This window comes from TM7 phylum sp. oral taxon 349 (assembly GCA_018127705.1).
GTDB lineage: Bacteria > Patescibacteriota > Saccharimonadia > Saccharimonadales > Saccharimonadaceae > Saccharimonas.
Genome location: CP072328.1, coordinates 165,805 through 190,624 on the forward strand (window position 1 = coordinate 165,805; position 24,820 = coordinate 190,624).

Annotated in this window: 21 protein-coding genes, 1 tRNA gene and 1 pseudogene; 21 read left to right on the forward strand and 2 right to left on the reverse strand. The window is 48.7% G+C overall.

The window, feature by feature from the left end; translation table 11 throughout:
- The first annotated feature begins 37 nt into the window (after positions 1–37).
- The 12 genes from J5A52_00825 to J5A52_00880 all read left to right on the forward strand — a co-directional run bounded on the left by J5A52_00825 (position 38) and on the right by J5A52_00880 (position 13,205).
- A complete protein-coding gene (locus J5A52_00825; protein ID QUB37641.1) occupies positions 38–307 on the forward strand; it encodes a co-chaperone GroES in 270 nt (89 codons plus the stop codon).
- Positions 308–311: 4 nt separating this feature from the next.
- On the forward strand, positions 312–1,946 hold the full coding sequence (gene groEL, locus J5A52_00830) for a chaperonin GroEL (protein QUB37642.1): 1,635 nt from the start codon (positions 312–314) through the stop codon (positions 1,944–1,946).
- 201 nt (positions 1,947–2,147) lie between these two features.
- Positions 2,148–2,588: an Rrf2 family transcriptional regulator gene (locus J5A52_00835; protein QUB37643.1), complete on the forward strand. Its 441-nt coding sequence runs from the start codon at positions 2,148–2,150 to the stop codon at positions 2,586–2,588.
- Entirely contained in the window at positions 2,585–4,762 is a 2,178-nt protein-coding gene (locus J5A52_00840; protein ID QUB37644.1) for a YhgE/Pip domain-containing protein, read from the forward strand. The genes J5A52_00835 and J5A52_00840 overlap by 4 nt, the downstream gene beginning before the upstream one ends.
- A 75-nt stretch (positions 4,763–4,837) precedes the next feature.
- A complete protein-coding gene (locus J5A52_00845; protein QUB37645.1) occupies positions 4,838–6,208 on the forward strand; it encodes an ABC transporter permease in 1,371 nt (456 codons plus the stop codon).
- Between the two features lie 10 nt (positions 6,209–6,218).
- Positions 6,219–6,950, forward strand: coding sequence for an ABC transporter ATP-binding protein (locus J5A52_00850; protein QUB37646.1), 732 nt, complete (start codon positions 6,219–6,221; stop codon positions 6,948–6,950).
- A gap of 321 nt (positions 6,951–7,271) precedes the next feature.
- Positions 7,272–9,665 carry a glycosyltransferase family 39 protein gene (locus J5A52_00855; GenBank protein QUB37647.1) on the forward strand — a complete coding sequence of 798 codons (2,394 nt, stop codon included), beginning with the start codon at positions 7,272–7,274 and terminating at the stop codon, positions 9,663–9,665.
- 145 nt (positions 9,666–9,810) lie between these two features.
- Positions 9,811–10,074: a MarR family transcriptional regulator gene (locus tag J5A52_00860; GenBank protein ID QUB37648.1), complete on the forward strand. Its 264-nt coding sequence runs from the start codon at positions 9,811–9,813 to the stop codon at positions 10,072–10,074.
- A gap of 31 nt (positions 10,075–10,105) precedes the next feature.
- Positions 10,106–10,786, forward strand: coding sequence for a response regulator transcription factor (locus tag J5A52_00865; protein QUB37649.1), 681 nt, complete (start codon positions 10,106–10,108; stop codon positions 10,784–10,786).
- Positions 10,779–11,798, forward strand: a complete 1,020-nt coding sequence (locus tag J5A52_00870; protein ID QUB37650.1) for a HAMP domain-containing histidine kinase — start codon at positions 10,779–10,781, stop codon at positions 11,796–11,798. Before J5A52_00865 ends, J5A52_00870 begins: the two co-directional genes overlap by 8 nt.
- Positions 11,799–11,870: 72 nt before the next feature.
- Entirely contained in the window at positions 11,871–12,251 is a 381-nt protein-coding gene (locus tag J5A52_00875; protein QUB37651.1) for a hypothetical protein, read from the forward strand.
- 39 nt (positions 12,252–12,290) lie between these two features.
- The gene (locus J5A52_00880; GenBank protein QUB37652.1) at positions 12,291–13,205 is read left to right on the forward strand and encodes a magnesium transporter CorA family protein; all 915 of its coding nucleotides are present in this window, start codon (positions 12,291–12,293) and stop codon (positions 13,203–13,205) included.
- Between the two features lie 335 nt (positions 13,206–13,540).
- Here J5A52_00880 and J5A52_00885 read toward each other — a convergent pair whose 3' ends face one another.
- Entirely contained in the window at positions 13,541–14,299 is a 759-nt protein-coding gene (locus J5A52_00885) for a thioredoxin domain-containing protein (protein QUB37653.1), read from the reverse strand.
- 78 nt (positions 14,300–14,377) lie between these two features.
- On the opposite strand from J5A52_00885, the gene J5A52_00890 reads away from it, so the two are divergent.
- The 7 genes from J5A52_00890 (at position 14,378) to J5A52_00920 (ending at position 23,098) form a co-directional block, all read left to right on the forward strand.
- A complete protein-coding gene (locus tag J5A52_00890) occupies positions 14,378–15,391 on the forward strand; it encodes a CBS domain-containing protein (GenBank protein QUB37654.1) in 1,014 nt (337 codons plus the stop codon).
- A gap of 21 nt (positions 15,392–15,412) precedes the next feature.
- Positions 15,413–16,393 (forward strand): DUF21 domain-containing protein, encoded by a 981-nt coding sequence (locus tag J5A52_00895; GenBank protein ID QUB37655.1) that lies wholly within the window; start codon positions 15,413–15,415, stop codon positions 16,391–16,393.
- 48 nt (positions 16,394–16,441) lie between these two features.
- Positions 16,442–17,554 (forward strand): molecular chaperone DnaJ, encoded by a 1,113-nt coding sequence (gene dnaJ / locus J5A52_00900; GenBank protein ID QUB37656.1) that lies wholly within the window; start codon positions 16,442–16,444, stop codon positions 17,552–17,554.
- Positions 17,555–17,779: 225 nt separating this feature from the next.
- The gene (locus J5A52_00905; GenBank protein QUB37657.1) at positions 17,780–20,950 is read left to right on the forward strand and encodes a hypothetical protein; all 3,171 of its coding nucleotides are present in this window, start codon (positions 17,780–17,782) and stop codon (positions 20,948–20,950) included.
- Positions 20,951–20,998: 48 nt separating this feature from the next.
- Positions 20,999–21,511, forward strand: coding sequence for an ATP-dependent zinc protease (locus J5A52_00910; GenBank protein ID QUB37658.1), 513 nt, complete (start codon positions 20,999–21,001; stop codon positions 21,509–21,511).
- Positions 21,511–22,422 carry a 30S ribosomal protein S6--L-glutamate ligase gene (gene rimK / locus J5A52_00915; GenBank protein ID QUB37659.1) on the forward strand — a complete coding sequence of 304 codons (912 nt, stop codon included), beginning with the start codon at positions 21,511–21,513 and terminating at the stop codon, positions 22,420–22,422. The genes J5A52_00910 and rimK overlap by 1 nt, the downstream gene beginning before the upstream one ends.
- A gap of 187 nt (positions 22,423–22,609) precedes the next feature.
- Positions 22,610–23,098 (forward strand): hypothetical protein, encoded by a 489-nt coding sequence (locus J5A52_00920; GenBank protein QUB37660.1) that lies wholly within the window; start codon positions 22,610–22,612, stop codon positions 23,096–23,098.
- A 286-nt stretch (positions 23,099–23,384) separates the two neighbouring features.
- Here J5A52_00920 and J5A52_00925 read toward each other — a convergent pair.
- Positions 23,385–23,461, reverse strand: a tRNA-Lys gene (locus J5A52_00925).
- Positions 23,462–23,624: 163 nt separating this feature from the next.
- Between J5A52_00925 and J5A52_00930 the strand changes: the two are divergent.
- Positions 23,625–23,792: pseudogene (locus J5A52_00930) on the forward strand (helix-turn-helix domain-containing protein).
- A gap of 145 nt (positions 23,793–23,937) precedes the next feature.
- Positions 23,938–24,768, forward strand: a complete 831-nt coding sequence (locus tag J5A52_00935) for an IS30 family transposase (GenBank protein ID QUB37982.1) — start codon at positions 23,938–23,940, stop codon at positions 24,766–24,768.
- Positions 24,769–24,820 lie beyond the last annotated feature (52 nt).

The following is a 24,820-nucleotide window of genomic DNA, read 5'->3' on the forward strand; positions in this document are numbered from 1 at the left end:
GCATAGAGAGTGCCAGTTAATACGAAAGGGGTAATTGATGAGTTCACCAATCAAGCCGATGGCGCACTTCGTTGTCGCCGTCAAGGAGAAGAAACCGAGTAAAACTGCGAGTGGGATTCTGCTCCCTGAATCGGCTCAAGAAAAGTCAGAGGCGGCGAAAGTTATAGCCGTCGGGTCGGACGTTAAGGACGTGAAGAATGGTCAAAATGTTGTGTATAAAAATTACGCAGCGACAACGATCAAACTTGACAAGGAAGAATATTTGATTATCAAAGACGAGGATATTCTCGCAACAGTAGAGGAGTAAATATATGGCGAAAAAAGTTTTTTACGATGAAGACGCGCGCCGCCGCGTTTTAGGTGGAGCGGCAGTATTGTACAATGCAGTCAAAACTACGATGGGTCCGAAGGGGCGTAATGTTGTGGTCGGTAAAAGCTATGGCGGTCCGAGTGTAACACATGATGGTGTAACGGTAGCAAAGAGCATTGATATTGCTGATATTGACGACGAAACGCTTGGTTTTAAAGTCGGTGCTGAGCTGATTAAACAAGCTGCCAACAAGATGAATGATGTCGCGGGTGATGGTACGACGACAGTGACAGTGCTGACCTATCATATTCTGCACGAAGCAAACAAGCTGATTGCCGCTGGACATAATCCGATGCTGTTGCGTAAAGGACTGGAGCGTGCTGCGGTTGAAGTTACTAAAGAACTGACTAAATTATCAGAAGACATCAAAGGCGATAAAAAGCGCGTGGCAGAAGTTGCGACGATCTCGGCAGGCGACGAAGCGATCGGCGCGCTGATTGCCGATGTAATGGACAAAATCGGTCCGAATGGTATTGTGACAGTTGAAGAAGGACGTGGTCTAGAGTTGGAAAGCGAAGTCGTTGAAGGCTTCACGGTACAACGCGGGTTTATCAGTCCATATATGGTGACCGATCCAAAGCGCATGGAAGCAGTGTACGACAAGCCGGCGGTTGTGGTGACCGACAAGAAAGTTTCGTCAGCGCAAGAATTTGTGCCGCTGCTTGAGATGATTGCGCAAAGCGGTAAGAAGGATTTGGTGCTGATTGCTGATGATGTAGATGGCGAAGCGCTTAGCCTGCTGGTACTGAATCGTCTAAAAGGGTCGTTTAATACGCTTGCTATCAAAGCGCCAAGCGACAAAGATGTACTGTATGACATTGCAGCATTAGTTGGTGCAAAAGTTATTACTGATGATACGGGCATGACGTTTGACAACGTTGGCAGCGACGTGATTGGTTCAGCGCGCAAAGTTATCGCCACAAAAGACGTGACGACGATCGTTGAGGGCGCAGGCAGCAAGAGTGAAGTGCAGGCGCGTGTTGACCAAATTGATGTACAGGTTGAAGAGACATCAAGCGATTATACACGCAATAACCTGCTGAAGCGCCAAGCGGCGTTGACGGGCGAAGTTGCAGTGATTAAAGTCGGTGGTGCGACTGAGACGGAGATTGAAGAGAAGAAGTATCGTGTCGACGACGCAGTTGCGGCGGTTAAAGCGGCGCTTGCTGAAGGAATCGTGCCGGGTGGCGGCGTGACATTGGTTAATTTAGCTGGTAACTATAAATATGCAGGCAGTAAAGATGCGTCAGTCGTGGCGGGTGAGAAATTGCTTGTAAACGCGCTGGAGCAGCCGTTCCGTATTCTGCTTGCAAACTCCGGTTTGAACGCTGACGAATGGTTGCCGCAAGTGCGTAAGGCTAAGGCGGGGCAAGGTATTGATGTGAACCACCCAACCGAACTAATTGACCTAAAGAAGAACGGTGTTGTTGATCCGGTGCGCGTTACTAAAGAGGCGCTTCAAAATGCTGCCTCAATCGCTGGCACGGCAATGACAATGGGCGCGTTAGTAGTTGATGTCCCAGAAAAAGAAACTCCAAGTACGCCAGATATGAGCGGTATGGGCGGGTACATGTAGAAAAACGCTCTTCTACGGCGTGAAAACACGGCTACTAGCCTAAAATAGAGGGAAGTCCCCCGGTAAAAAGGAGGGGGACTTCTTTTTATAGCATGTGAATTTGTCTATAGGCACGAAATGGTAAATAGACGGTTGACTTTTTTCGCAAATTGCGTATCATAGATTATAGATATAAATTATCGATGATTGGAGTATCGTCCCGTGAGACTATCAACAGCGACTGAACAAGCGTGTTGTATTTTGGCGCTTATTGCGTCATGTAACCTATCCCCTATTACTAACGGCGAACTGAGTGCGCGTATGGCGGTATCGCCGTCGTATTTGACGAAAATCACGCGGCGACTTGTCATTGCAGGGCTAATCTCGTCCGAACCTGGCGCAAAAGGCGGATTTGTATTGGTACAACCGATGCGGCTGATCACGCTATTGATGGTCGTTGAGGCGATTGAAGGTGATGAGCCGTTTTTCCAGCCGGCGGGCATTGTTGAGCGCGTGTTTAAGAATCGCCGTCGCGCTGTTGAAAAAGGTATGTCTGTGGTACAGGAAAAAATGCACGAAGCGGAATTGGCGTGGCGGCGCAGTTTATCTAGTGTGACGATGCAAGAGATTATCGACGACGCACTCAAAGGAGAGATGTTATGACTGAAAGAATAAGAGCAAAATTGCGCGATCGGCGTGATGCAGTTCGTGCCGAATGGGCGAATTTACGACATAACCGTATGCTGTTAATTTCGTGTATCGCATTGTCAATCATTCCGATTTTGTATGGTGGATTTTTCCTTGGTAGCGTGTGGGATCCGTATGGCAGCACTGAGCATTTGCCTGTCGCTGTCGTGAATGAAGATCAGGGCGCGGTGCTTAACGGCAATTTTGTACAAATCGGGCAGCAAACGGTTGATAACCTAAAGCATAATCATAGCATGAAGTGGGAGTTTGTATCGGCAGACGAAGCAACGAAAGGCTTGAACGACGGCGCTTATTATATGCGTATTACGATTCCGCGCGATTTTTCGGCAAAAGCAGCGACAGTTACAACATCGTCGCCGCAACAGAGCGTTGTTGAGTACACGACAACCCCGTCGCGTAATTTTGTAGGCTCGGTGATTAGCAATCAAGCGGCACAGCAGGTTGTGCGATCTGTCTCTGCTAAAGTTAGTACCGCATATGTGAGCGCAGTGATGGCGCAGGTTGGCGAACTTGGTACGGGGTTATCGCAAGCGTCGGCAGGTGCAGCTGCATTGCATGGCGGCAGCGATCGGCTGGCAGGCGGATTGGCGGCGTATACGCGCGGCGTCGGGCAACTGTCAGCGGGGGCGGATTCACTCCAGAACGGTTTGTCGCAGTTACATGCTGGTTCAGTAGCACTTACAGATGGACTATTACAACTACAAAAACGTTTGCCGGCAAAAAACCAAGTCGATCAGCTGATCGCTGGTACGAAGCAGGTGCAAAATGGTATGAATACGCTAGCGGCGCAGGTTAGCGCGAATAATCCGGAAGCAGTAAAGCTAGCAGCAGAAATTACGAAAGAATCTCAGATGCTTACGAGCAATTTGACGCAGCTCAGCGTTACGCTTGCGCCGCTGGATCCAGCTCAGTGTCCGGTTTATATCACTAACTCTGCGGCGTCGTTTTCAAAAGTTGAATGTAAACTAGCAGCGTTAAAGCAGCGCGTGGCGGCAGTAGGCGTGGGTGCGGCTGCTGAGGTTGACAGTGTGGCAGCTGATGTTGTAGCGCTGCAGTCGCGTCAAGGGGAGTTGGTAAAAAGTGCTGCAGAATCCGGCGCAAGACTAAAAACTCATTTAGAGAACTTACAGTTTACTATCACCAAGCAGCAACAAGCCTTACGTGCTGGCGTTAGCACACTAAATACCGGTGTTAATACCCTTTCGCCTAATCTAGTGTCGGCACTCAATGGCTACACGACATTGTCCCGCGGTTCAGTGCAGCTATCAAATGGCGCAGCAGTGCTGACGCAGGGACTGGCCGATGCGCGATCTGGTAGTAGCCGGCTATCATCTGGTGTAAAACAGCTAACAGTAAACTCTGGTGCTCTTACGGATGGTTCAGCGCAGCTCGCATCTGCTACAAGCGAATTGTCCGGTAAATTGGCCAAAGCAGCAAATCAGCTTGCATTGCAACCAACAGGCGATCAGACGGTGCGGCAAATCGTATCACCCGTTGCCGCCAATCATCACGTGCAGGGTGACGTGCCAAACTATGGTAACGCGCTGTCACCGTACGTACTATCACTTGGGCTATTTGTCGGTGCGTTGGCATTTTGCGTAATTTATCCGATTCGCGGATTTTATAGTATGCCGAAAAATGCACGTTCGTGGTGGTTGGCAAAAATATCGGTGCTGGCACTTGAGAGCGTGGCGCAAGCATTGGTGCTTGACGCGGTGATGGTATTTGGGTTGGGACTTCATGTAGCACACCCGGCACAATTTGTCGGATTGTCAATTGTAACATCGCTAACCTTTATGTCAATCGTGGCGCTACTCGCGATTGCGCTTGATAACGTTGGGCGTTTCTTGGCGATGTTGCTACTTGTATTACAGCTTGGCTCTGCTGAAGGTGTTTTTCCGATCAGTCTATCGCCTGCTCTGTTCCAAGCAATTAATCCGTTTGTGCCGATGACGTATTCAATCCGCGCTTTTCGCGAAGCAATATCTGGCGGCTTAGGGCAGGACATGTTTTGGCAAAGTATATCGATACTAACAATATTTTTAGTGGCAGCGAATATATTACTAGTTGTATTTTTACGTTGTCACGGCATGAAGCATTTTAAGCATGAGGCAACGCAGGCGTCGTGACGTTACTGCTTGACTAGTTATAGTACCTTGTATAAACTATTACTTATAGTAATAGCAATAAATGAAAGGTACTTCATGAGACGAATTGACATCATCAAGCGTGCCGGTCGAAATCTGAGGCATGCACGTATGCGTACCATCCTCACTGTTCTCGCGATCAGCGTCGGCGGTTTCGCAATTACGGTGAGCTTGATGGCCGGCGAAGGTGCGCGGCAATATATTGACCGTATTATCGCGAATAATATCAATCCTAAGGGGCTAATTATTACTAAAGATAAAAAGCTTGTCGCAGGAGGAGCGACAACGGGTGCGGCGTCGAATTTGCGCGAGTATAACCCAAATGCAACCTCGTATTACGGGCAAGACTACGAATCGGTGACGCAGGCGGATATTGATAAATTACGCCAAAATAAACAGATTAAGGATGTTGAACCATTGTATCAATTGCAGCCAAAATATGTTAGCTTTAGCAACGTGAAAGACAAAAAATATATCGCTAACGTAATGATGCGCGATAATTCAATTCGCACTGAGACTGCGGCCGGCAAATCGCTTGACGCGGGTGTTGAACTCAAAGCTAACGAAGCGGTACTTCCGGAGTCATACCTGGAGACGCTTGGCGTGAAACGTCCGTACGATATCATTGGGCAGAAATTAACTGTTGTAGTGGCACAAACGCCGCAAAAAGTCGACAACCAAGTGATAGCCAAGGCGTACGCCGAAGGCGGCGAAGCGGCAGTCAGGGCGCTAGTTGAGCCGAAAGAATTGCGTAAAGAATTTACAGTTGTTGCAGTGACAAAAAAGTCGCCGGATCAGATGGCGAGCCGATCAAGCATTTCTATTGCTCCAAGCGCGGCAAAAGAAATCAGCGAATTTAGTACGGTCGGCACTGATGCGTATCATAAGTATTTAATGGTTACTGCGACAACAGTCGATGGCGTATCGCCAGATACCGCCAAAGAGTCGCTTGAAAAATCTGGTTTTCATGCAATGACGGCGAGAGATGCGCAGCAGATGCTGTTCCAGTTTGTTAACATTCTTCAGACGATTGTTCTAAGCTTTGGCGTACTTGCCCTGATTGTGAGCGTGTTTGGGATTGTGAACACGCAGTACATTTCGGTGTTGGAACGTACGCAGCAAATTGGGCTGATGAAAGCGCTTGGAGCGAGCCGCCGCGATATCGGCAAACTATTCCGCTATGAATCGGCGTGGATCGGCTTCTTCGGTGGTGCGGTTGGTGTTTTGCTTGCGTGGATAACAGGTACGGCGCTTAATCCGGTTATCAGTAGTGCTATCGGTCTCGGTAAAAATCACCTACTTATTTTTACGCCGAGCGCCGGTATCATAGTGCTGGTATCGTTGGTTATAGTGGCGATGCTTGCCGGATTCTTCCCAAGTCGCAAAGCGGCAAAGCTTGACCCAATAGAAGCACTGAGAACGGAATAGGAGGAAAGCGATGATTGAATTACAACAGGTTACGAAAACATATGGCAAAAAACAGAATGTATTCACGGCATTGCATGATATCACGCTAGCGATTCCTGATGGTGCAAGTGTAGCGATTATCGGTAAATCCGGTAGCGGCAAGTCGACGCTAATGCATGCCATGAGCGGACTTGATCGTCCACAAAAAGGTCGCGTGTTTGTTGGCGGTCGTAATATCTTGAAGCTAAAACCACGGCAGGTTGATCGATTCCGCGCAAACGAAATCGGTTTTATCTTTCAGAGCTTCTTTGTAGAGGGCAATGAGAGTGTATTTGATAACGTGAGCCTACCGCTCGAAATCGCGCACGTGCCGTATGGCGAACGGGCGGGTAAAATTGATGCGGCGTTGCGGGCGGTTGATTTGTATGAAAAACGAAAGAGCCGCGCCCGTGATTTGTCGGGCGGGCAAAAGCAGCGATTGGCGATTGCGCGTGCGATTGTGAATGAGCCGCAGATTATTTTTGCCGACGAGCCGACGGGAAATCTGGACAGCGAAACCGGCGCGCGTGTTGAGAAGCTGCTATTTGGCTACAATAAAACGAAAGGCGTTACGCTTGTGATTGTTACGCATGATAATGATTTGGCGAACAAATGCGATTATCAGATTAGCATCAAAGACGGTCGCATTCAGCATTCAACGGTGCCGGCGGGCGGAGCGAAAGAAACCAAACCTGTGCCAAAAAAGGTACGCGCAACACGATAAATTACGTTTAATAGCGTAGCGTATTTACGTAATAGCAGCAGACAGAGTATCTTTTGTCTGCTGCCTTTACGTGTTGCAGTATTTTTTTAAGGTTCCTTTCATGATGCGCTCGTATAGTAACGCGCGTGAAAACTACCGCTATCAATTACACAGCCGCGCTTGCGGCGTCAAGATGTAAAACAACGCCGCTTTGCGCGCTTAACCCGCGTACGCTAACGGTTGATATTGTCCTGCCCGTACTTAACGAAGCGCATATTCTGGAAAAATCAGTGCGTACGCTATGCGCTTATATGGATGATAATCTGCCGTATCGTTATCAGATTGCCATCGTTGATAATGGCAGTGCGGACGGCACGCGTCAAGTGGCAGCAATACTCGCTGAGCACTTCCCTGCTGTACGCGCAGTCTGCTTACCGAAAAAAAGGTCGCGGGCGGGCGCTCAAGCAAGTGTGGCTGCAAAGCCGCGCTGACATTGTCAGCTATATGGATATTGATTTATCAACGAATTTAGGTGCATTCGTACCAATGATTACGCCGCTCGTGACTGGCGATGCAGCGATTGCAGTAGGAAGCCGGCTAATGAAAGAGTCGCAAACAACGCGCGGTCTAAAACGCGACATTATTTCGCGTTGTTATAATAGGCTGATTCGTTGGACGATGCATACAAAGTTTGTCGACGCGCAGTGCGGGTTCAAGGCGATGCGCCGTGATGTTGCGCAACAATTGCTGCCGCACGTGAAAGATACAGCGTGGTTTTTTGACACCGAGTTGCTCGTAAAAGCAGAGTATGAAGGCTACACAATTCATGAGGAACCGGTGGAATGGATTGAGGATACTGATTCGCGCGTTCATATTGTGAAAACGGTGACTGAAGATATCAAAGGTTTGTCGCGCGTGCGCGGCGAGTATGGCCGCGCGACACTGTTTGAAGCGGCGGGCTTTGGCGGTTTGCTGCTCATGGCGTCAATGCTGTACCTATGGAATATAACGATCAACGGCATGGCGAATAGCTATTATGCTGCCGCTGCACAAGCGGCGAGTGTGAATTGGACGGCGTGGCTGTTTGGTAGTCTGGACGCAGCGAATTTCATGAGCGTTGACAAGCCGCCCGTCAGCACGATGATTATGGGATTGTTCGGCCGCGTGTTTGGTTTTTCGTCGTGGAGTATGCTGTTGCCGCATGCGTTGGCAGGTGTAGCAACGGTGGTGTTGGTGTATATGGCGGTGCGGCGCTGGTATGGCGTGAAATCGGCGTTGATCGCTGGTGCGGTGATGGCGCTTACGCCGGCGGCTGCGCTGATGTTTCGATTTAATAACCCCGATAGTTTCTTGACGTTGTTTTTGACGGCGAGCGCATATGCATTTTTGCGTGCGTTTGATAGTAAAAAATCGGCGCTGTGGCTGAGCGTAGCCGGGTTGCTCGCGGGGTTTGCTTTTAACACGAAAATGCTTCAGGGCTTGCTGGTCTTGCCTGTCATGGCGGTGTTGTACATAGCGTGCGCGAAGCCGGCGGTTATGACGCGCGTGCGGCATTTGAGTGTTGCTAGTATCGCGACGGTGGCGTCAACATTTTGGTGGAGCGTGCTCGTGTGGTTGATACCGGCAGCATATCGTCCATGGATAGGCAGTACGAATAACAACAATATCTGGAGTTTAATATTTGGCTATAACGGCTTTGGGCGTTTGTTCGGCGGACGCGGAGGCGCGCCTGGCGGTGCAGGCGGCGGACCAGGCTGTGTTGGTTTTGGCGGCGAGATGGGCGTGCTGCGCATCTTCAATGAGAGCTTTGGTCCGAATATTGCGTGGCTGATTCCAGCGGCGCTAATTGGCGGCGGATTGGTTGTTTGGTTATTGCGCCGCGCACCGCGTGATAACAAAGAGCGTGCCGGTGTGCTCTTGTGGCTAGGGTGGCTGTTTATTCACATTGTAGTGTTTAGCATGACAAGCGGCACAATTCACCCGTACTATGTCGTGGCGATGGCGCCGGCGGTAGCGGCACTCGTTGGAATTGGCGTGCCGTATATCTGGAAAGCCTATACGCGCCGTACGCATGTTTGGTGGATCGTGCCGCTAACAATCGCGACAACAACAATCACGAGCGTCATTATGCTTGGCTATCGCAATGATTGGACAATACTTATGTGGATTGTCGGCGTAGCAGGAGTTGCCGCTACGGGCATAACGGTCATATTACCTCCGCGCATTTCAAAGCGGCTGCGGCGAATGGCGCTCGCCTGCGCAGTAATTTCGGCGTGTGCTGCTCCAATTGCGTATAGTATTTCAACGGTTTTGGTAGCGCATAGCGGTAGCATTCCAACGGCTGGACCAAACGCAAGCGCGATGAATAATACAAACAACGAAACTGCCTTTGCCGAGGCGGTGCTCGTAAAATTTCTGCTTGCGAATCAGCGGGGCGCAACGTGGATTGCGGCAGTTGATAGTGCAAATACGTCGGCGCCGATTCAGCTGTCAACCAAGCATCCGGTTATGGCAATTGGCGGATTTAATGGCAGCGATTTGACGCTCACGCTTCAGTCGTTCAAGCAACTCGTCGCTACCGGAAAAGTACGCTACTACGTTGCGGATAACAGTAGCCGCGGCGGTGGATCAGGCAGAAATTCTGACATCGCGCAGTGGGCAACATCGTCGGGTGTGAAGATTGAATATGGCGGCGCGCAGTACGCAGTATATGATCTAAAAAGTGCATCGTTATAGTAAGTGAGTTTACTTGAAATGTAAAACAGAATGCTTCTATTGTGCAAAATGGCGCATAAGCCAAATATTATAAGAGATAGCATCATTTAAGCTTTATCCAAGTAATCTGCGGCATACTGTTATCTATTAACGAAAGGAGACGTATATGAAACAAATCCGACCAATTGCCCTAACGAACGACGAGGCGCTTGTACTGCAACAAATCACTGAAAACGGTGAAGATGACGTGATTGGATTATCGCATGGGCTGCGCATGAGCCGATCGCGCGTAGCACAGCAGCTGGAGCGGCTGCGTGCGAAAAAACTCGTAACGATCAAGTCAGTTTACGGCGATTTGTGGGTGCGTGCTAGTAAGCGTGGCCGCCAACTTGTTCGGTATATGTGGCCGGAAATAGTGCCAGCCTACTAAATTTTTATTGAGGAGGGTATACTGTAAAATAATGAAGATTTTAGTCGTAGACGATGAGGTACGAATCGCCGAGGCAATCAAACAAGGGCTTGAGCTTGACGGCTATGCGGTTGATGTTGAGCACGACGGCGAGGACGGTTACAATGCGGCGCGTGCCGATGAATACGATGTGATCGTGCTTGATGTGATGATGCCGGTAATGAATGGCTATGAAGTGGCGAAAAAGCTGCGTGCTGCCGGCGACACAGCGCCGATTATTTTGCTTACTGCGAAAGATCAAAATCGCGACATTGTGCAAGGGCTTGATAGCGGCGCCGACGACTATCTCGCAAAGCCATTTAGCTTTGACGTGCTGGGAGCGCGTATCCGCGCACTGCTGCGCCGCCCGCAGGAGGTACTTGATAATGTACTAGCCGCCAAGGATGTTAGGCTTGATACGGTGAATCGGACGGTAACGCGTGCTGGCAAGCTGGTGAAATTATCAAGCAAGGAATTTGCGATTTTGGAATATTTAATGCGTAATAAAAACCAAATCATGAGCAAGCAAAATATCATGACGCACGTGTGGGATTTCGACGCTGATATCTTGCCGAATAACGTTGAGGTGTTTATCAATTATTTACGCGGTAAAATAGATAAACCATTCAAACAATCCGAGCCGCTCATTCAAACAGTGCGCGGTTTCGGCTATGTGATCAAGGACGGTGCATGAGATGAAGCATGTGCGCCGCCGCGATGTGCTGCGTCTAGCGGGTACATATCTCGCTATTATTATGGTGATGAGCATCGTGTTTAGTTTTGTGCTGTATAATTTTTCGGCGCAGGAATTTCACCGCCGTCCAGAGCAGCGGCATGCTGACTCAAAATTCTCGCCAATTGTAATCGACGATGAGTCGCTGAGCGTGAGCGACTACTTGTCGAAGCGCGAAGATTTCGCGATGGCATCGCTACGGATCAATTTGGTGATAGTTAACCTAGTAATGTTTGTTGTGGCGTCGCTATTGAGCTATTTGTTGGCGCAGCATACTCTGCAGCCGATTGAGGAAAATATGGCAGCGCAGTCGCGCTTTGTGAGTGATGCTAGTCATGAATTGCGCACGCCACTAACAGCATTGTTGGCAGCAAATGAGGTGGCGGCACGCAACACAAAACTCACGCTCGCACAGGCGAAACGAGTCATTGCTGATAATGTTAGCGATGTGACGCGTTTGCAAACATTAGCAAACTCCATGCTCGGGTTACTGAAGGACGACGACATGACTATGACGAAAGAACCGGTGTCGCTACAGGCAGTCGTGAACCGTGCGATGAATTTGGTAGTGGCGCAGGCAGTCGAGAAAAACATCGCCGTCGAGGACGAGACGATAGAGCTGATGCTACTCGGCGACCGCCAGAAGCTAGAACAGCTCGTGACGATTTTGCTTGATAATGCGATCAAATACAGCGGCAACGACACAACGGTTCATGTATCAAGTGCTCGCAAAGGTCGTCGGGCGGTGATCGCGGTGCGCGACGAGGGAATCGGTATGGACGGTGAAACAGTTGGACAGATTTTTACGCGGTTTTATCGTGCCGAGGAGTCACGTACGACCAGCGGGTATGGATTAGGCCTGCCGATTGCGCAGCGGATTGTGCAGGCGCACGGCGGTAAAATTTCTGTGCAAAGCGCCAAGGGCAAAGGAACGACGTTTACAATTTTGTTACCACTTGCCACGAAGCCATAGGCTTTTAAGCTGGATTTAACATGCCATCGTTACAATTCCTCTCGTCATTAACTAAGAATAAGAGGAGGATAAATGAAAATAGAAGATGGATTTAACGCTTCGCCGAAAGCGCCGGCTGTAGCACGGCAATCAGTGGTAAATACGGGGCTGGTAGTTGCAGCGGTCTCAATGGCGCTTCTGACTGGCGTGATCGGGTATATGCTTGGCATGCAGTCAAGTAGCAGCCGTTCTCTAGCGGGTTCGCAGGGTATAGCGCCTGGCGGATCGTCGCAGCAAGGCGGTGTGCCAGGAGGCTCTGGCTCGACGCCACCACAGACTGGTTCGTCAGCGCAACAACCGCCAAATCAGACGAGTCAGCCGACAAGCAACACGCCAGCTCAAAATCAAGGCGCAAACCAGACGGCGCCAAAAACGAATCCTCAACCATCCGCGAACAGCACATCAAATACATAATTTTCGCGTTATCGTCCGTAAACGCGGTACAATAAACGTATGCTTACCTACTACCAGTTTACGGATGGCGCTTTAGAGCGTTGCAACGATGTTAGACGTACCATTTGGACGCGGTGTGAGAATCCGTCGGCGGACGACTTATTCCATTTGCATCAGCTTGGTCTGGATGACGATTTAGTGAATGACGCACTTGACCCGCATGAGATACCACGGATTGAACAGGGTGATGGCTGGGTATATTTCATTACGCGATTGCCAGGTGTTGATGATAACTTTAATGATTTTACGACGCCGATCATGTTTGCGCTCGGTGAACATGTTGTGACGCTTAGCCGTGAGCGTATGGGGCGTGTATGGCAGCCGTTTGTTGACCGTACGCGGATTCAAGCACCGTCGCAAACGCAATTATTTTTGGTAATGGTTGAAGCGATGTTGCGATCGTACCAGTCGCGCGTAGCACTGATTAACCGACAGACGCGCGCCGTTACGGGTGACGTGACAACTCTGCGTTCGCGTGATATTGCTACGTTGGTAGAGTTTGAGCGTAAATTAAATGATTACTTAGATGCATTGATTCCGACGAATGTCGCACTGGAGCGTACACTGAATACGCGTTATAAACTCATTAAACTTGGCGAAGAGGATCAGGGAATCGTCGAAGATTTGTCGGTTGACATTGAGCAGCTAATTGCACGGTGTAAGTCGCTCTTGCGCACGATTCAGAACGTACGTGATAGTTTCCGTGCCGTCATGGACACACGCCTGAACGAAACGATGCGGATTTTGACGGTGGCGACGCTCGCGCTGACGATTCCGACAATGCTTGCTGGGCTGTTTGGTATGAATGTCGACTTTCCGTTTGATACGCACGGCGTGATGGCATTCTGGGTAATTGTCGTTGCAAGTATCATTACAGCGATCGCAACAGGGTATTATTTCTTGAAGAAACGCTAGCACGCAAACAATTTGTTTATGCTTGCATCGTAGCAAGATAATGCGCTATGATGACTCAAGTTCGTAGGCTATGCGCGTGATACATGATAGTTAAGGGGTCGAGCGCGTGAAATTATAGCGAATCGAATTGTGTGAATATACACGCAAAAAATAGGAGAAGATATGTCAATAGCTGTATCGTTTGTACCTAGTCGTAGCAAGCGAGTTGCGGTGGATATATTGCCTGCAGTATGGCAACGATATATCGTATACTAATTACAGTAGCGATATATACAATACAAGCAAAATGCCCTAACTAGCAGGGCATTTTGCGTGCGGAGTTTTCTCTAGGCTATCTAGCTTTCGCTTGGTAGTGCAATGCCGTGCTCTTTGAGCGCAGGAATAATTACATACTTTTCGAAGTCATCGGCATTCGTCCAAACGTATGTCGCGCCTGAGTCGACTTCACCGGTTGAGACGATTTTACCATTTGAAACTCTTTGATTGCCGACGTCTTTTTTACCGATAAAAAGCGCTGGTGTTCCGCTGACGCCAGCTTTCGTGCCGACAGCAAGGTCATAGTTGATTTTTTTGCGGATTGAGGCGCTATCAAGATGCTCAGAAAACTTATCTTTGTTAATGCCAAGCTCTGCCGCGAGCGATACGAAATAATTTGTGCGTGCTGCGCCTGTTAGTTCAACCCAGTTGCTGCGTTGCTCAAATAATTTATCATGCATTTCCCAATATTTCCCCTCTACTCCAGCTGATTCGGCAGCGGCAGCGGCAGCAAGCGCATTCGGGTGTGCATTTGTTAGCGGATAATTGCGGAAAATGTAGCCGATTTGCCCTTTGTATTTTTCGACAACTTTTTTGATGATCGGATGCGCTGAATTACAACCTGGACATTGAAAGTCCGCGTATTCAAACAAAATCACTTTGCTTTTTATGTTGCCGTAGGTATGGTCGGCAATATTGCCGTTATCGGCAGTAGCGGTCTGTATAGTGATAGGATTGACGGTTGCTACGTTTACTTTGTTGCTGCGTGACAAATAAATCAATCCGCCGATAATCGCCATGCAGATTGCGGCAAAGATAATCCAGGCTCGTTTTGTCATAATCCTCCTTCGTTTCTCTTTGTAAAGTATAGCGCGCTGAACCTCGCCAAGCAAGCGATACTGCGGTACAATGAAGGCATGCAGACGCTTTGGGTTTTGACTTTCGCCGCACTATTTCTCGCACTTGTTGCAATAGCGAGCATGTCACCTCGGCGCACCATAGTATCGTCATATGAGTTACAGCGTCGACGGGCGATAGGTGATGCGTCGGCGGCAGAAGAGCTACGGCGCAGCTTGCTTATTAACGATATTTTGTCACTGCAGAAAGCAGCTGAGGCGCTATTATTGGTTTGCACGGTGCCATGTGCAATTATGGCGTTTGGCTGGCTGGTTGGCGTATTGGTTGCGGCGCTTGTAGCGCTCGGGTATGGTCGTATTGCACATAGTGGCATGTTAGCAGCGGCTACAGACCGGTATTATATGATGCTTGAGCCGAAGTTGTTGCGGTTTGTTGAGCGCTATCCGGGCGTCGGTAAACTATTGCGGAGCGTCACGGCACCACCCGAAACGAGCTTGCTTAGTTCGCGCCAGGAATTAGAACATTTGGTTAAAGAGTCGGGTGCAATTTTGACTGCCGACGAAAAACGCCTTATCAAAAGTACGCTCCATTTTGGCGACAAAACAGTTGAAGAAGTTATGACACCGCGCGGCGTGATTGATGCAATAAAAAAAGATCAGCTAATTGGGCCGCTTTTGCTTGATGAACTGCACAAAACTGGACACAGCCGCTTTCCGGTTATGGACGGTGATATTGATCATATTATCGGCGTACTTTATATCCGTGACTTGCTGACCCTTGTCGACAAGCGCTCACATCGCGCAGAAACAGTAATGGAGCAGAAAGTTTATTGCATCAATCAAAATCAAAAACTCGAAAAAGCTTTGTCAGCGTTTATCAAGACGCATCATCATTTGTTCATTGTCGTAAATGATTACCGTGAGACGGCAGGTGTCGTTACGATTGAAGATGTCATTGAGGCGCTGCTCGGGCGTAAAATTGTCGATGAAGATGATGTCATTGTCGATTTGCGTGCTTTTGCAGCGAAAAATCCGCATCATAACAATAAAAGTTCGGCGGCAACTGACGTTTGATGGTATACTAAGACGTAATACATGCAGTATGTCTCTGTTTTTATTCAAGTTGCAGTACTCGTAATGTTGGCGGCGATTTGCTCTGGGTTGAATATTAGCTTGATGTCGTTGTCGCTCGGTGATTTACGGCGCAAGGCAAAGCTTGGTAACCGTGCGGCGCAAAAAGTACTGCCTTTGCGACGCGACGCTCATTTGTCGCTTGCGGCGATCTTATTCTCAAATATGGCGGTGGTGTCAGGCAGCTCGCTATTACTGGAGCATCATTTTAACGGTTGGATTGCCGGCATTGCGACAACGTTGCTCATGGTAGTGTTTGGCGAAGTGCTTCCGCAAGCGGTTTTCATTAGATCTGCACTAAAAACCTGCGCATTTTTTGCGCCGTTAATCCGCGTGATGATCATTGTCGTCTATCCGGTAGCGAAACCGCTAGCGTTACTGCTTGACCATCTAGTTGGTGTTGAACACCGGCGATTGCTGACGCGCGCTGAGCTTGGCCTTCTGATCAGCGAGCACAAAATCGGCAGCAAAAGCGAGCTTGATGGCGGTGAAGTTGAAATTATTCAGAGTACACTGCAATTAAGCGAAAAAACCGTAAAAGAAATCATGACGCCTATCAAGGTAGTGCAATGGCTGACGCTTGATACGATTCTCGACGAACACATGGTGAACGAAATTATTGCGCGCGGTTATAGCCGTATTCCAGTGTTTGACGATAAATTGACAACATGCCATGGTGTACTGCTTGCGAAAGACATGATAAATATTGATTTTGATGATAATCCGGTGCCGCTCTGGTGCTTTCCGCTCCATAAGACGCGTGTGGTTGGGGCGCGGACAGCACTTGATACGATGTTTCATAAATTTCGGCGTATTGGGTCGCACTTAGTACCGGTTGAACAGAATGATCGAATTATTGGTATCGTTACAGTGGAAGATCTGCTTGAAGAAACGATCGGACATGAGATTGCCGATGAAATTGACCGCGATTTGCACAGAAATTAGCACTCTACTTGTATGAGTGCTAGCAGTGCGCTATAATAACGGAAGGCTATGGCAAAACGAGATTATTATGAAGTGCTTGGCGTTAGTAAAGGCGCGAGCGAAGATGAAATCAAAAAGGCTTTCCGTAAGCTGGCGGTTAAATACCATCCAGACAAGGCGGGTGGTGATGAAGCGAAATTTAAAGAAATCAACGAAGCCTACGAAGTACTGAAAGACAAGCAAAAACGTCAACGCTACGATCAATTTGGGCATGCAGGCGTTGGCGGCACTGCTGGCGGTAGCGCAGGCGGCGGTAATCCGTTTGAAGGTTTTAATTTCAACGGGCAAGATATTCATTTCGATTTTGGCGGCAGTGGTGCATTCGGTGATATTTTTAGTCAGTTCTTTGGCGGTACCGGTGGTAATCAGGAAGCAGGCAAAGCACGAGGGCGCGATGTTGAAGCGCGCGTGACACTGGGTTTTGAAGAGGCAATTTTTGGTAAAGACGTGACGCTATCGCTAACGCTTAATGATGTGTGTAGCCACTGCCACGGCACGACAGTTGAGCCCGGTTTCGAGCTAAAAGAATGTCCGACATGCAAGGGTGCAGGACAACAAGTCCGTGTGATGAATACGATGTTTGGTCCAATTCAGCAAGCAGTAACCTGCGAAACCTGCCATGGACGTGGTAAAATTCCAGAAAAAGAATGTACGCGTTGTCATGGTACGGGCGTTGAGCGGCGCGAGCAGGACATTACAGTGAAGATTCCGGCTGGGATTGACGACGGTGCGACGATTCGTTTACGTGAGTACGGCGAGGCTATTGCTGGTGGCGTGCGTGGCGACTTGTATGTATACGTACGTGTGCGGGCGCATAAAAAATTCACGCGTGAAGGCGATCTTATTTTGAGTGAAGAGCATATTTCGATGGTTGATGCGGCGCTTGGAACGGAGCTTGATGTCGAAACTGTTGACGGTATTATCACGATGAAGGTACCTGCTGGCACGCAGTCAGGTACGGATTTTAAGCTATCTGGTCATGGTGTGCCGCATTTGCGGAGCGATCGCCGCGGACCGCATATCGTCAGTATCATCGTTGATACGCCAACGAAATTGACAAAAAAACAGCGCGAGTTGCTTGAAGAATTTGATGCTGCAAAGCGGCATGGGATATTTTCGTAGGTTCACACGAATCGCAATAGTCTTACACTTTCACTAAATTACTCGCTCTAATAGAAATCAAGCATCCATAGCAGGGGTGGTTTATAGTAAAAATGAATTAACACTTAAACTGCAAACCCTTAAAGCGGCTTCGTAAGGATCGCAAGCGTCACCGAAAACAAAAGCAGTTAACGAGTATTTCTCTCAATTTTGCTATACTAAGAATAGCGGCAGAGAGGAGGTAGTATGGGATTTCTGTTTTTTGTTGCAACAATTATTCTCGCGATTTTGTTGTCGCAAAAGAGCAGCCAAGCGAAGAATATGATTGATCCGACGAGCGCGTCGTATCGCCAAGGCTATTGGGACGGTGTACGTGCTGCAGAACAAGGTGCGGCGCATTCACCCGAAGTGCCTAGTGCTGCCGTATTGCCCGTTATGGCCGAGCCAACTGAAAGATTTGCGGTTGCAGGCGAGAGTGATAATAGTACGCCTGTGGGCGAATTAAATCCAGCTGCCCCACTCCGAGATAAGCTTGCTCCAATGAAAGATCATGCTGTGCCTGCGCCGGTGCAGCCGCCGCCCTTAGTAGGTTATGTTGCTCCACCGCCGCATAGTAGTACCCCGTCACCACAATCGTCATCACACATAACGATTAATATTGCATTATATGTTGCCGTCTTGTTGCTAGTATCTGGTATTATTTTATTGGCGCAGACATTTGCATTTGAATCGTGGTTGCGCATGGCGCTCGTGTGGCTGTTGATTATCGTATCGTATATAGCGGGTTTTATGCTGCAAAAGCATATTCCGATGATTCGCCCAGCAGCGTTGGCGCTTGTTGGTACGGCGCTTGCAAGTATTCCGGTAGCGGGCGTCACGATGTACGCGCTCGTGCTGCATGATGCTGCTTTGTGCTGGTTTATTACATCGTTTATCGGCGTGGTAATGTATGTGCTCGCTGCAATTACGTTCAAAAATCAATTCTTGTCATATATTTCTATCTTGTCACTCTTTACGGTATCAATGTCGTTGCCGGCGATGGTTGATGCGCAATTGGTGTGGTATTACGTCGTAATGATTGCATTTGGCGGTGCGATGACGCTCTTGAGCTGCGTAAAGGTTCCGAGTGCACTAAAATTATTCGCGCAGCCAATGTATACGTCAAGCCTAGTGGCGGTGCCGTTAGCGCTCCTTGCGGCAACGACTTCGGTGGCAGTGCTGAGTGTTTCGGAATATACCGTGGTGTTTGTTGCGGGATTGCTTTATTATACTGCGCAAGCACTAACGACGTCTAATAAATCGGTACGCAACTATGCAGAATTTTCAGCGCGATTGCTCACGCTGGTGGCGACGGGTACTGCTGCAGCGTGGGCAAGTGATACATCATATATTGCGATTAGTTTGTCGGTGGCGTTTGTGGCATTGCTTAATATAATTGCATCACTTCGCTATCTGCCAGTCGGTACCGTACGGGCGTCAATTCATGAAGCGATGCTGTGGATTGGATTCTTTACGGCGGCACTTGTCGCACCGTTTCTTGCATCAATTCCGTCTTTATTGAGGAGTGACGCTGCGCTAGTGCACCCAGAAGCGATGCCGCAGTTAGTTGAATTGGCGCTTACTGTGATGCTGTCTTTGTTCACGGCGGCGCGATTGCGCCGTTACGGACTACTATGGCCGGCGGTATATATTATTACGGTGCCGCTATTGATTGTCGTAAATAATATCGTACATATATCGTATGATGCATACATCATGATTTATATGGCGTGTATTGTATTAGTGCTCGCGCTACGACTCTTAATAAGACGGCTTACATTAAGCGCTGGTACGTTTGTATACGTGTCGACGAGTATATGGCTGTTGTTTGCGGTATTCTATATAGCTATGTATGCGTTCACGCTGGGACATGATGTCTCATGGTGGCATATTAGCTGGTGGATACTTCTTGCAGCAGTATTTTACTATGTGGTCGTAGTTGAAAAACTGCGTTGGGTAGTGTTATGTGCGCATGGCGCGACGTTGGCGACGGGGTGGTTGCTATGCGCTAAGTGCAGCTTTAGTGCTGCGCAAACTGTTGTAGTGCTTGGTGTTGGGCATAGCGCTACGGCGATTGCATTAGCGGAGTATTTCCGCTGGCGCAACCGTGTTTCGCGCACTGCAGTGATGTATAGAAGCGCAGCGGTTGGATATGGTGCGGCTATTGGTCTTGCGGTGCTCATTACGGGTATGGTAAATGAATGGCGTATGCTAGCATGGCTGCCGATCGTAGCGATAGGTACGCATGCAGCGTACCGCCAAAAGGAGATCGTGATGATGTATGCACTTCATGCCGTGCTTGTCGTGCAAATACTGCTTGCTGGTATCGCGTGCAATTTATCGTATGTAGAGATTTGCGCACTGATGGCATGGCTGTCGTTTGTAGGGTTTGGGGCGGTGAGCGTGCTGATGTGCGCGGCAAATTGCGTTACCGCCAAGACAAAAACATGGTGGCGGTCTGGTGTGGCATGCGCATTGGCGTTCGGCAGTTTTGCATTGTTGTCAAATCAAAATTACTTGATGCGCTCAGCGGGGTGGTTGGCGGCAGTAGCAGCAATGTATATGCTTGTATACGTTGTGCGGCACGTTACGTTATTGTATGCCGGTAACGTGATGAGTGTTATATTAGTGGCATTGTTGTGCGCATGGTGCGGCGTATCGTTTAGTGGTGCGCTTGTAGCTATTGCGGCGTTTGGGCTGATTGGATTCTATGGTGTAGGGTGGCTGTATCGTTTGTGTCGTGGCGCTGGGCGAGTATGGAACGCAATGCTCGTGTCGAGCCTAACAGTTGCTTGTTCAGCTGGGTTATTGGCATCGTTGTCGTCGGATGTAGCTATCGTAGTGGGTGCGGCGGTAATTTTGGTCGGTGCTGGGGTCGTATTTAGTGTGCAGAGCTATGAAATGAAACGGCTGGAATTTGCAGAGTGCGGTGTGGTTATTGCGATGCTTGGTGCGCAGCGTTTGCTGTGTATAGCATTTCCTGACACACATGCGCTCGTGTACACGCATCTTTGGGTGCTTGTTGCAGTGGCATTGTATGCTGGATATCATATATGTAAACGTCCAATAGAAAGTATATGCCACCTGGTGATACTGCTGTGTCTCGTGACGATTCCAGGTTTAGCTGCTGCGTTTATTGATGGCGGCTGGTACCAATTATTATTTCTCGTTGAACACACGGCGGTCGTTATTGTAGGCGTAGTGACTGCGCGTAAGCTTACGTCGGTCTGGGGTGCGGTCGGTGTGACAGTGGCGATCCTCTACATGCTGCGTGAGTTCCAGGCACTCTTAAATATCATGATCGGTCTGCTTGTGTTAGTGGCTGTAGTGTTTGCGATCGTGCGTGCGAATCGTAAAAACGTCCGTATACGGAAATGATGCAGCGGTATAATTGACACAAAGCGAATAGAATTATAAAGTAGCGTTATGAGCGATAAAAAAGTCATCATCGGGCGGACAGAACATATTGTTATTCCGAGCGAGGGCGCACGTAGCATTCGTGTGAAAATTGATACGGGTGCGGATCGGTCGTCAATCTGGGCGTCGAATATTACTATGAGCGACGACGGAAAGCTTTCGTTTACACTTTTTGCGCCGGAATCAAAATATTATAGCGGCACAGTGTACCGAACGAAAAACTTTGAGGCAAGCAGGGTGCGCAGTGCGCACGGCGGCTTGCAGGTGAGATTTCGTATACATCTGACGATAATTTTAGGCGGTAAGAAAATTCGCGGTACGTTTACGCTTGCCGATCGGTCGAAGAATAAATATCCGGCGCTGATTGGCTGTAAAATCTTGAACAAGAAATTTCTGGTAGACGTGTCGAAGGGGCTTATCCGGGAGAATAGAACAGATGAACTTACTCAAGAATTGAAATGTGATCCGAAAGCGTTTTTCGAAAAATATTACCACAATAATCCGAGAGGAGATGTTATCTGATGAAAATTGCTATCTTATCTAATGGTTCCGGAAACTATTCGACGAAGCGACTCAGAGAAGTTGCGAAAGCGCGTGGGCACACGGTACGTGTAGTTAAATACAAAGAGTGCTATGCTTCAATTGAACAAAATAATCCGGTCGTGAGCTATCGCGGTGAGGACTTAAGTGGTTACGATGCAATAATTCCGCGCATTGCTAGCTACATGACGCGTTACGGCACAGCGATTGTTCGCCAGATGGAAATGCAAGGCGTATGGACAATTTCTAGTTCCATCGCTATTACGCGTAGTCGCGACAAACTACGTTCAACGCAGTTGCTTGCTCGAGCAGGTGTAGGAATCCCGAAAACGGTGTTTAGTCGTAACTCGACCGATATTGACGATTTGCTTGAAAAGCTTGGTGGTACGCCAGTAATTATCAAACTAGCTCGTGGTACGCATGGTAACGGTGTTGTACTTGCGGAAAGCAAAAAGGCGGCGAAATCGGTATTACAGGCTTTTTATCTTACAAATGAAGATGGCACAAACGTATTGTTGCAAGAGTTTGTAAAGGAGTCAGCGGGAACGGACATTCGAGCGTTTGTTGTTGGCAGCCGTGTAGTGGCAAGCATGCGACGCCAGAGTTTGGATGACGATTTCCGCAGTAATTTACACAAGGGCGGTGCTGGTACAGCAATTAAATTGACCGATGAAGAGCGTAAAATGTGCGTGAAAGCAGCGCGAGCGATGAATCTTACTGTTGCTGGCGTTGACTTCATGCGTTCGTCGCGCGGACCACTGGTGCTGGAGGTAAATGCTAGTCCAGGCTTTGGCATTGAGAAAATTACAGGACGCGATGTGGCGACACCTATCATTGAATATATTGAGCGTAATGCTAAGCGGCGACCAAAAAAAGATAAGGTTGGAGCATAATAGGTTATGTTCTATCGCGGGGTTTTATATCTGCTATAAGTGGATACGAACTGGGAGAGCCGCCTTGTACTTCGTGAAGAAGGATGGATGGAAACTCACAGAAGCAGTATGACCTACTAGTGTGACAGCTCTATGTCACGATAGCTGACTCGCCTAAAACAGGTACTGCTCATGTTAAAATAGCAATATGACCTATCTCGTCATCCTAGGAGCTTATCTCGCGATTTTGTTTGCGGCGGCATGGTTGAGCCGACGAAATTTAGGCGTGCCGACGTTGGCGCTAGCGGCAGGCGCATTGCTTGCGGACGCATGGGCGGGCAGTTTAGTCCCGGTCGTGGCGCAGGCGGGACTAATTTTAACAAGACCGCCTCTGACGAGCGTGGTAGCGGTGTCCTTGACCCTGCTGCCGTCTCTAATTGTTATGGTGCGAGCGGGGCGAGTATCGTCACGGTTGCACAATGTTGTGGGGTCACTCGTGTTCGCAATGTTTGCGGCTATACTAACGTATGGCGCATTTCACGCTGCGGTTGAGATGGACGACGCAAGTCGGCAGTATGCAGCGTACATCACGCAGTATCGCCATACTATTATCACGACATGCATTGTTTATGCGATTGTGGAAATTAGTTTTCGACGCCAACCGCATGCGAGTGTGGCAGATAAAAAGAAGAAATAGAACAAGGTAATGAATATGCGTTTTAAAAAAATATGAGCGATTTTTCAAATTCGCTAGAATCTATCACAGATCCGGCGAACCAAGCGAGCTGAAGTGACGTAAATCTGAAGGCAATCTAGCTAAGCGACAATTTGAGTCACGCTACCTGTATTAGCAAGCCCGAACGCATCTCACCAGAAAAACTCTTTTTATATTTTTAAAGTTTCCCCGCTGGTTTTTATAACTCTTGAATTGTCAAGTCAAAAAAACTGGCGCATTCGCGCCGCAACTTTGAAAAACACCAAAATGGAGGGTCCAGTGAGGCTTGAACTCACGACACCCTGCTTAAAAGGCAGGTGCTCTAACCAGCTGAGCTATGGACCCGAATAGCTTGTATTATACTGCTTGTCGACGGGTGAGTCAAGGTGCGGCCTACACCAACCCCTCAACCGCAACACTCCCCATACAAAAAGAGGCATCTTGGTTCGTCCTTTGTTAAAATTGGATCTGCGAAAACAACCTAATTTTAGCAGAAAGGTATTCCAAAATGCCTCAAAGAGAGTATACACAACTTTCAAGCGAAGAGCGAATTGTTATTGAAGCGCTGCTTAGAAGCTCAGCCAGGGTGCGCGAGATAGCTCGCATGCTAAACCGCAGTCCCTCAACCATCTCTCGGGAGCTCAGGCGAAACCAAAATTTTGCCAAAAAGACCAGAGTTAATAAACCTAAGGAGCTGGGACTAGACTCGAGACACTTTCGCGGTACCGCCAAAGTGCCAGTGATTCGCGAAAAGAAAGCTCGGCATAGAAGACGCCTGTGCCAATTCGAGAGAATAAACTACTTGGCTAAATCCGCCCAGCATAAGATGCTGGCTAGATGCAAGAAACAATCCCTGCTGCTCGGAGCTTTCTGGATACCAGCAAACCAGAGAGTTCGTTGAATCGCGCCTCAGGCTGCGTTGGTCTCCCGAGCAGATTGCTGGCAGGCTGCAGATAGAGATTAACAAAAGAGACAAATCTGCTAGCTTGTCTTACATCTCGCCTAAAGCAATCTGCAAATACGCCAAGAAATACAACCTCCATAAACACCTGCGGCGCCGCGGCAAGAAATACAGATGCAGCCGTATACCTGCCGTACCTGCCGGCTGGATGTCTGCCGGCAAACGCAATATTGCAGCTAGACCCGGCGTAGTGGATGAACTCGGGCGCTTAGGCGACCTAGAGGGCGATACCATCTTCGGCAAAGATAGCCGAGACAGATTGCTAACTCACGTGGAGCGAAAGACGGGGTTAGTCTCAATTAGCCTAGTGTGCGGCTATGATGTACATAAGATACAAAAACAGACCATGCTTGATCTAGAAAGGCTCAGCAGGCACACCGGAGCCTTGCCAAAGACCATAACCTACGACAACGGCGTAGAATTTGCCGGTTGGAGACAAACCGAGAAAGACCTAGGAGCGGATATTTACTTCGCCAATCCCTACCATTCCTGGGAACGAGGCAGAAACGAAAACGCCAACGGGCTCATCCGCGACTTCTTCCCCAAAGGCACTGACTTCAAAAAACTAACTAACCGGGATATATTAAAAGTAGAATCCATGCTTAACAACCGACCAAGAAAACGATTCCAGTGGCTAACGCCACTGGAATACGCCGCGTCTTTGGGTGTTGCGGTTGAGGGGTGGGTTTAAGCGGTTCTGCTGATCCGCTGACCTAAACTAACTACAACACCTCCCAAATAGT

Excerpts from the sequence above, each read along its gene's own strand:
- J5A52_00910 (QUB37658.1), top strand. The coding sequence starts at position 20,999 with ATGAGCGATAAAAAAGTCATCATCGGGCGGACAGAACATATTGTTATT.
- J5A52_00875 (QUB37651.1), top strand. The coding sequence starts at position 11,871 with ATGAAAATAGAAGATGGATTTAACGCTTCGCCGAAAGCGCCGGCTGTA.
- J5A52_00845 (QUB37645.1), top strand. The coding sequence starts at position 4,838 with ATGAGACGAATTGACATCATCAAGCGTGCCGGTCGAAATCTGAGGCAT.
- groEL (QUB37642.1), top strand. The coding sequence starts at position 312 with ATGGCGAAAAAAGTTTTTTACGATGAAGACGCGCGCCGCCGCGTTTTA.
- rimK (QUB37659.1), top strand. The coding sequence starts at position 21,511 with ATGAAAATTGCTATCTTATCTAATGGTTCCGGAAACTATTCGACGAAG.
- J5A52_00825 (QUB37641.1), top strand. The coding sequence starts at position 38 with ATGAGTTCACCAATCAAGCCGATGGCGCACTTCGTTGTCGCCGTCAAG.
- J5A52_00850 (QUB37646.1), top strand. The coding sequence starts at position 6,219 with ATGATTGAATTACAACAGGTTACGAAAACATATGGCAAAAAACAGAAT.
- J5A52_00895 (QUB37655.1), top strand. The coding sequence starts at position 15,413 with ATGCAGTATGTCTCTGTTTTTATTCAAGTTGCAGTACTCGTAATGTTG.
- J5A52_00890 (QUB37654.1), top strand. The coding sequence starts at position 14,378 with ATGCAGACGCTTTGGGTTTTGACTTTCGCCGCACTATTTCTCGCACTT.
- J5A52_00840 (QUB37644.1), top strand. The coding sequence starts at position 2,585 with ATGACTGAAAGAATAAGAGCAAAATTGCGCGATCGGCGTGATGCAGTT.
- dnaJ (QUB37656.1), top strand. The coding sequence starts at position 16,442 with ATGGCAAAACGAGATTATTATGAAGTGCTTGGCGTTAGTAAAGGCGCG.
- J5A52_00885 (QUB37653.1), bottom strand. The coding sequence starts at position 14,299 with ATGACAAAACGAGCCTGGATTATCTTTGCCGCAATCTGCATGGCGATT.
- J5A52_00880 (QUB37652.1), top strand. The coding sequence starts at position 12,291 with ATGCTTACCTACTACCAGTTTACGGATGGCGCTTTAGAGCGTTGCAAC.
- J5A52_00920 (QUB37660.1), top strand. The coding sequence starts at position 22,610 with ATGACCTATCTCGTCATCCTAGGAGCTTATCTCGCGATTTTGTTTGCG.
- J5A52_00860 (QUB37648.1), top strand. The coding sequence starts at position 9,811 with ATGAAACAAATCCGACCAATTGCCCTAACGAACGACGAGGCGCTTGTA.
- J5A52_00865 (QUB37649.1), top strand. The coding sequence starts at position 10,106 with ATGAAGATTTTAGTCGTAGACGATGAGGTACGAATCGCCGAGGCAATC.
- J5A52_00905 (QUB37657.1), top strand. The coding sequence starts at position 17,780 with ATGGGATTTCTGTTTTTTGTTGCAACAATTATTCTCGCGATTTTGTTG.